The following is a 6,415-nucleotide window of genomic DNA, read 5'->3' on the forward strand; positions in this document are numbered from 1 at the left end:
AACTCTCCAGCTGCCGAACCAGACTGTCCTGTCACCGCCACACGCGCAGCACCAGTTGCGGAAGGCGCCTGACCAGCCAGGCGCTGACGAGCCCGACGGCGGCACCGGCAGCGACGTCACTGGGGTAGTGGGCACCTGACTGCACCCGCTCCACGGCCACCAGTGCGGCCGGCACCGCGCAGACCGCCCCGGCCGACGGCCACGAGGGGGCGACCGCAGCGGTGAAAGCCACCGCGGCTGCCGTGTGCCCGGACGGAAACGACGAGGAGTCAGGCCGGTCCTCGACCTCATCGTGGGGGATCCACTCCTCGGGCGGGCGCGGACGGTCGGTCACCTGCTTGCACACCCCGTTGCACAGCAACTGCGCCAAGGTGAGAGCCGCCAGCCCCGCCACCGCAGCCTTACGGCCCTTCCACCCGCCGGTCCAGACCATCACCGCGGCGGCACCGCACCACAACTTGGTGGCTTCCGCCGTTTCCTCCACCACCGACAGCGTCCGGTGGATCCCGGGCTCCCGCCAGGAAGCCATCCGCTTGGTCAGACGACGGTCCATCTCGCGCACTGCGGCCAGCAACCTCATGACCTGCTGGTATCCCGCACTCACCAGATCACGCCCATCCGGATTCGGCCGCTGGCAGGGGCTGCGACGGGCGGCTCATCGTCGGCCCCTCCCCGTACCTCTGACGCCCAGCCGATGGGGATACCTACGGCGCGTGCTGGACCTTGGCACCGCGTGCCGGGTCTTGGCGCAGCGTGCAATGGAATGAGCCCTCTGATCTCCCGCCATGGCGAGACGGCTGGCCCTGAAACCAGCCGTGCCTGATCAGCCGACGCCGCCGGTCTCCGCTGTAGGACGGTTTGTCCGGTGGCGTCGTTGTGCCAGATCGCGGCGGTCAGCGCGAGGATGCGTTGCACGACGTGGCTATGACGCCTCCGGGTGTGCGCCCTCGGTGCCGTTCGAGGTCAAGCTGTCCCTTGAAGGTCTCGTTGATCGATTCGATGACCTGGCCAGCGGCTTGAACAGGGCTGCGCCAGGCCGTTCCCGTTCACCTTTACGGTCAGGCCGCAGCAACTGGGCTCCATCCTCGGACAGTTCGAGTTTCGGAGCGTTTGACGGTCTCGCGGTAGCGGCCGCATTCTACCGGGGTGGAGCCACGACTGGTGGCGCAGGTGGGCACGGGCATGGCAGAGCCATTGCCGTTCGTCACGAAACGATCTTGGACACCCGTTCTCGTCTCCGCAGGCGCCCCTTGGACCACACCACCAGGAGGAACCAGTGTCACACCCGGAACTGTTCACCCCCGAAGAGAAGCTCGCCGACGCGAAGAAGCTGTTGAGCCTCCCGCGTATCGTCGTGATCTGCGGCTCCACCCGCTTCATGACCGCGATGAACGAGGCCGATCTACGGGAGACGAAAGCCGGAAAGATCGTCGTCAAACCCGGCTGCGACATGAAGTCGTCGCACGAACTTTGGTCCGATTCTGTCGAGGCCGAGGCGCTGAAGGTTCGACTCGACGATCTGCACCGGGCGAAGATCCGGCTCGCTGATGAGGTGCTCGTAGTCGGCGACTACATCGGAGACAGCACCCGAGCCGAAATCGCCTACGCCCGGTCGCTGGGCAAGCCCGTGCGGTTCACGCACCCCGAAGTCGACCCCGACGCCTGACCGTCTCGCGGTGGCTTCGGCCGCCGCCCACCCCCTCCGCAGGCATCCCTTGGAATTGATCACCTAGGCACTCGCAGGTGTCACGAGCGCGACCAACTCCGCAGAGGCCACGCCGACGGCCATCACCAACAGGGCGATTCCCCCGGGTCTGTCTCGGCTCCAGCACCTGGGGCAGCGACGTCGGCGTGTCCATCCGTGTGCCATGCCGACCACCCGGCCCTCACCCCGGCCTGCGGCTTCACGGCCGAGCGCCTGCCCGTCCGTCGGCCTGTACGTCAACGGGCCGCACCACGCGCACGAATTCGTCCTCCGGTGGCCGCCTCGGAGCGCCGCGCAAGATGGCACACGCACCGACCTGTCCTCGCGGCGCCCTAGGACCATGTGCCGAGGCCGGATCGGGCTGCGGGCGGGTTTCCACGCCCGGTCGCGTCGCTAGCGTGGGCGATCAGCCCGAGCACGTGCGTGACGCTCTCGGCCCGCCCGACGCACCTCCGTGAGGCGGATGACCGCCACGCGGACGCACCCGAGGAGTTCGATGCCCACCAGCGGCTACACATACGTCTGCAAGTTCGCCGCACTGGAGGAGGGCGTTCCCCGGCGGGTCGAGGCGGAAGGCGTGCCCGTCTCCCTCGTCCTGACCGAGGACGAGGTGTTCGCGATCCACGACGTGTGCTCGCACAGTGCCGTTTCGCTCTCCGAAGGCGAAGTGGACGGGTGGACGGTCGAGTGCTGGCTGCACGGCTCCCGATTCGACTTGCGCACCGGCAAACCGCTGGACCCGCCGGCCACACGGCCCGTACCGGTGTATCCGGTGCGGATCGAGGATGGCTGCGTATACGTCGGTGTCGCATCGCGGAGCGATAGGTGACCGAGCGCCCGGGAGACCTCGCGGGGGAGCGCTCCGACGCCGTCCGCAACCGTGCCCTGCTGTTGAAGGCCGCTGCATGGCTGGTGGCCGAGCGCGGCGCCGAGCACCTGACGATGCACGAGGTCGCGCAGGCGGCCGGGGTGGGCAAGGGCACGCTCTTCCGCAGATTCGGCGACCGCAACGGCCTTCTGCTGGCTCTGCTGGACGACGTCGAGGCGGACTTCCACGAGGCGTACACCTCCGGTCCCCCTCCGCTGGGGCCGGGAGCGCCGGCGAAAGACCGACTGAGGGCCTTCGGTTGCGCTCTGATCGAACGCGCCGCCTGCGAGACGGACCTGGGCCCGGCACTGGCACGCCAGGTTCCCTGCGAACGGCGCCAGACCACGTACTACGGCCGGGCCTTCCGCCACCACGTCCAAGCGCTCCTGCGGGAAGCGGGCATCGTGGGCGACCACGCCATGCTCGCCCACGCCCTGCTCGCCTTCGTGGACCTGGAGACCCTGGACTACTTGCGCAACGAGGAGCAGGTCACCACAGCGCGGCTGCGGCACACGTGGGCGGATCTGGTACGGCGGGTGACCGGCGCCGACGAACGGTGAACGAGTGCGAGGTTCCGGGGCGCCCCTTCCAGGCTGACTTCTCGTTCCGCCGTGCGTTGATTGCGCGGTGACGCGGCCGGCGCGCTGGTTGACCGCGTCCAACTGGGGCGGGGGATGAGCGTGCGGGGCTCATCGACGCTCTTGCCTCGGCGGACGCCGTCGGGAGAAGACCATCCCCCTGGATAGCGGTCCCGCCGGGAGGTTCCCGGTGAACCTCCGTATACCGGCGCTCGCCGTTCTGGCCGTTCTGGCCGCTCTGCCCCCTTGCCGGTGGGCCGGTGACGGCGGTGGCCGGTGGTGTGCGGCGCGGGCTTGGGTGCCGCGGCCAGAGGCCCCGTCCCGCCGTCCGACGGCCCCGAGGCCCCGTCCCGCCGTCCGACGGCCGGGAGCGGAGCGCGCGGTCCGCATGGCTGTGCCACCTTGGCTCGGAGAGACGGGTGACCCGCGAGCCGTAACCACGGGAGGCGTGATGAGCATCGGTCCTGCTCGGCAAGGGGGCCCGGACGACGGGACCGCACACGCACGGCAGCCGGGACGCAGGCGTTTTCTCGGAGCGTGCGCCGGCCTCGGGCTCGCCTCGGTGACGGCCGTGGCCTGCGACGCGACCGATCCCGCGCACGGGCACCACAGGGCGGCCCTCTCCCACCGGCCCGAAGCGGAACGGGACCGGCCGGGAACACCCGATTGGCGTATCACGTCCCGGGGCCCTGCCCCGGCCGTCGCCGGCTACGCGGACCGGGTGAGCGTGACGCCGGGCGAGGAGTGCGGCCTGTACGTCTCGACGACCGCGTCGTCGTTCCGGGTCTCGGCCTTCCGCGTCGGCTGGTACGGCGGCACCCAGGCCCGGCTGGTGTGGTCGTCCGAGCGCATACGGGGCCGCGTCCAGCCGGAACCCCGCTTCCTGCCGGCCACCCGTACCGTGCGCGCGGAGTGGCGGCGCACGCTCACCTTCGGAACCGCCGGCTGGCCGGAGGGCGCGTATCTGCTGCGGCTGGACGCGGACGGCGGCCACCAGCGCTACATCCCGCTGATCGTGCGCTCCACGCAGGGCACGGGCCGAACGGTCCTGATCCACGCCCCGGCCACCTGGCAGGCCTACAACCGGTGGGGTGGCTACAGCCTCTACGCAGGTGCCTCCGGCGCGTACGCCACCCGTTCCCTGGCCGTCAGCTTCGACCGGCCCTACGACTCCGACGGCGCGGAGAAGTTCACGGTGTACGAACGGGCGGCGGTGGTGCTGGCGGAACGGCTCGGCATACCCCTCGCCTACACCACCGGCATCGATGTGCACCGCGACCCGCAGGTCCTGCACGGCGCGGCCACGGTGGTCTGTCTGGGGCACGACGAGTACTGGACCCCGGAGCAGCGCCGGCATGTCACACAGGCCCGCGACGCCGGCACCAACGTGGTCTTCCTCGGCGCCAACACGTGCTTCCGCCGAGTCCGCATCGAGCAGGGGCAGACGCAGCCGGACCGCACAGTGGTCTGTTACAAGTCCTCGGCCACGGCCGACCCCTGCTACACCACCCAGCCCGCCCTGGTGACCACCAGACCCCGGCGCCGGATCCCGAGTCCTCGCTCACGGGGGTGCTCTACGAGGGCTATCCGACGGACGCGCCGTACGTCGTCCACGCGGCGGACCACTGGCTGTACGAAGGAACGGGCGTACGGCCCGGCGACGGCTTCGACCACCACAGGGTCACACCTGCGGCCCCCGTCCCCGAGCCGCTGGAGATCACGGCCCATTCTCCCCTCGTGTGCGGTGGCCGCCGCACCCACAGCGACTCGGCCTACTACACGGCTGCCAGCGGCGCGGGCGTGTTCGCCACCGGCACCATGCGCTGGGTGGAGGCCCTCATGGCCGGCACCCCCGACGGCGGCCGCGACCACGGAATGGACGCGCGTACCCGCACCTTCGTGACCCGCACCACGGAGAACGCCCTGCGAGCCTTCGCGCAGGGCCCCGCAGCCCATCACCGCCCGGCAGCCCGCCCGAACGTCAGCGAGGTGTACAAGACCCGCACATAAGGCGGCAACCGGGCCTTGGCAATGCGGGCAGTCTGTCGGGACGCCGCTGGCCGGCGTGGTCGGTTCGGCCTGATGCGCGCTGGATGTGTAGGCCCCTGGGAGGAAGCTGTTGGGGCTGTTGGCGGGTGCTGGGGCATGTTGCCGGACGTGAGCGCCTGTGCGCCCTGCACGCCCTCTCCACGGGCACGGCCTGCGTGTCGCACGGTCGATCGCATGGGGGCCGACTGGGAGCAGGAGTGCGTGGGGCGCGGTGACGGCAGCGGATGCCCGCACGGGGCCGTACTGACGATCGACGCGGGGATCCCGGTGTACCGGTGTGATGACTGCCGGCACTACTGGGAGCTGGACGAGACGGAGCCGGGGCGCCGCGCGGGTTCGGATGATGGGCTGACCCGGCCGTTGGGGGATCCGCGGCAGGCAGGGCCTGGGACAGCGGCGTAGGCAGGGCTCGGTCAGCTGTCCCTAGCTGCCCGTGCCCGGTGCGCGGCAGCCGGATACCTCCACTTCGGGCAGCGACGCGGCGAGCGCCTGCCGGTGGTGTGGGTCCAGACGGCTGGCCACAACAGCTCTGCCCAGCAGCGTGCGGAGGTACGACAACTCGCTGTCCGCTACGAGGCGACCGTACTGATCGCCACGTTCAACGATGGGATATGAGTGTCTCCGGAGCCCCCGTGATCGCTAGCCTCGTCGCCCATGAAGCAACGGCAGCAGAAGAAGCTCTCCCGCCGTCTCTTCGAGGCAACCCTGTCAAGTGACGCCAGCGGTGTGAGAGCGCTGCTGAGCAATGGGGCAGACCCGGAGAGAAGCGACAAAGACGGCACCACTCCTCTGTATTTGGCCGCAGTCCAGGGAGAGGCCGACATAGCCCGCATGCTCATGGAAGCGGGAGCATTTCCCGACAGGGAAAGCAGTGGCCCCGGCTCGGAGGGCACACCGCTGTGTGCTGCTGCCTGCTGGGGACACACGGAAACGGTCCGCGAGTTGTTGACCCACGGAGCCGATCCCAACCTCCGGGAGGACCACGGCACAGGCTTGTCCCCACTGGACTGGGCAAACAACGGCCCTCACCCCGCCACTGCCGAACTGCTCAGGTCATCGGGAGCACAGCCGGCACGGAAAGCTCCCACCAGCAGCGACTTTCGCAACAAGCCGTAGCTTGATCTTTAACCTGTGCGGCGGGGTTTCGGGGTGGTTGTCTTCTTCTTTGGTCGTCTTGCTGGCTGTGTCTTCTTGGGTGTGTGCACGTCGTGGCGG

General features: G+C 69.7%; 7 protein-coding genes and 2 pseudogenes. 6 read left to right on the forward strand and 3 right to left on the reverse strand.

Annotation, left to right across the window (positions count from 1 at the left end; translation table 11 throughout):
* Positions 1–31: 31 nt before the first annotated feature.
* Both OO52_RS42930 and OO52_RS53635 read right to left on the reverse strand, forming a co-directional pair.
* Positions 32–580, reverse strand: a complete 549-nt coding sequence (locus tag OO52_RS42930; RefSeq protein ID WP_030657979.1) for a phosphatase PAP2 family protein — start codon at positions 578–580, stop codon at positions 32–34.
* A 266-nt stretch (positions 581–846) separates the two neighbouring features.
* Positions 847–1,096 (reverse strand): annotated as a pseudogene (locus OO52_RS53635) (IS982 family transposase); the annotation flags it as partial.
* Positions 1,097–1,276: 180 nt separating this feature from the next.
* Between OO52_RS53635 and OO52_RS42935 the strand changes: the two are divergent.
* The 3 genes from OO52_RS42935 to OO52_RS42945 all read left to right on the forward strand — a co-directional run bounded on the left by OO52_RS42935 (position 1,277) and on the right by OO52_RS42945 (position 3,133).
* Positions 1,277–1,666, forward strand: coding sequence for a hypothetical protein (locus tag OO52_RS42935; RefSeq protein WP_030657977.1), 390 nt, complete (start codon positions 1,277–1,279; stop codon positions 1,664–1,666).
* Positions 1,667–2,201: 535 nt separating this feature from the next.
* Positions 2,202–2,534, forward strand: coding sequence for a non-heme iron oxygenase ferredoxin subunit (locus tag OO52_RS42940; RefSeq protein ID WP_030657975.1), 333 nt, complete (start codon positions 2,202–2,204; stop codon positions 2,532–2,534).
* Positions 2,531–3,133 carry a TetR/AcrR family transcriptional regulator gene (locus tag OO52_RS42945; RefSeq protein WP_030657973.1) on the forward strand — a complete coding sequence of 201 codons (603 nt, stop codon included), beginning with the start codon at positions 2,531–2,533 and terminating at the stop codon, positions 3,131–3,133. Before OO52_RS42940 ends, OO52_RS42945 begins: the two co-directional genes overlap by 4 nt.
* Positions 3,134–3,859: 726 nt before the next feature.
* On the opposite strand, the gene OO52_RS53640 is transcribed toward OO52_RS42945, so the two are convergent.
* Positions 3,860–4,075, reverse strand: a complete 216-nt coding sequence (locus tag OO52_RS53640) for a hypothetical protein (RefSeq protein ID WP_234339975.1) — start codon at positions 4,073–4,075, stop codon at positions 3,860–3,862.
* On the opposite strand from OO52_RS53640, the pseudogene OO52_RS54420 reads away from it, so the two are divergent.
* The 3 genes and pseudogenes from OO52_RS54420 to OO52_RS48930 form a co-directional block, all read left to right on the forward strand.
* Positions 3,984–4,622 (forward strand): annotated as a pseudogene (locus OO52_RS54420) (N,N-dimethylformamidase beta subunit family domain-containing protein); the annotation flags it as partial. The gene OO52_RS53640 and the pseudogene OO52_RS54420 sit on opposite strands and share 92 nt — an antisense overlap.
* A 98-nt stretch (positions 4,623–4,720) precedes the next feature.
* Positions 4,721–5,161, forward strand: a complete 441-nt coding sequence (locus OO52_RS53645) for a N,N-dimethylformamidase beta subunit family domain-containing protein (RefSeq protein ID WP_234339976.1) — start codon at positions 4,721–4,723, stop codon at positions 5,159–5,161.
* Between the two features lie 693 nt (positions 5,162–5,854).
* On the forward strand, positions 5,855–6,316 hold the full coding sequence (locus OO52_RS48930; protein WP_078629820.1) for an ankyrin repeat domain-containing protein: 462 nt from the start codon (positions 5,855–5,857) through the stop codon (positions 6,314–6,316).
* Positions 6,317–6,415 lie beyond the last annotated feature (99 nt).

It is taken from the genome of Streptomyces flaveolus, assembly GCF_000716535.1.
Classification (GTDB): Bacteria; Actinomycetota; Actinomycetes; order Streptomycetales; family Streptomycetaceae; genus Streptomyces; species Streptomyces flaveolus_A.

Bases quoted from the DNA above. Each gene is read 5' to 3' on its own strand.
- OO52_RS42930 (WP_030657979.1), bottom strand. From the start codon at position 580: ATGAGGTTGCTGGCCGCAGTGCGCGAGATGGACCGTCGTCTGACCAAG.
- OO52_RS42940 (WP_030657975.1), top strand. From the start codon at position 2,202: ATGCCCACCAGCGGCTACACATACGTCTGCAAGTTCGCCGCACTGGAG.
- OO52_RS48930 (WP_078629820.1), top strand. From the start codon at position 5,855: ATGAAGCAACGGCAGCAGAAGAAGCTCTCCCGCCGTCTCTTCGAGGCA.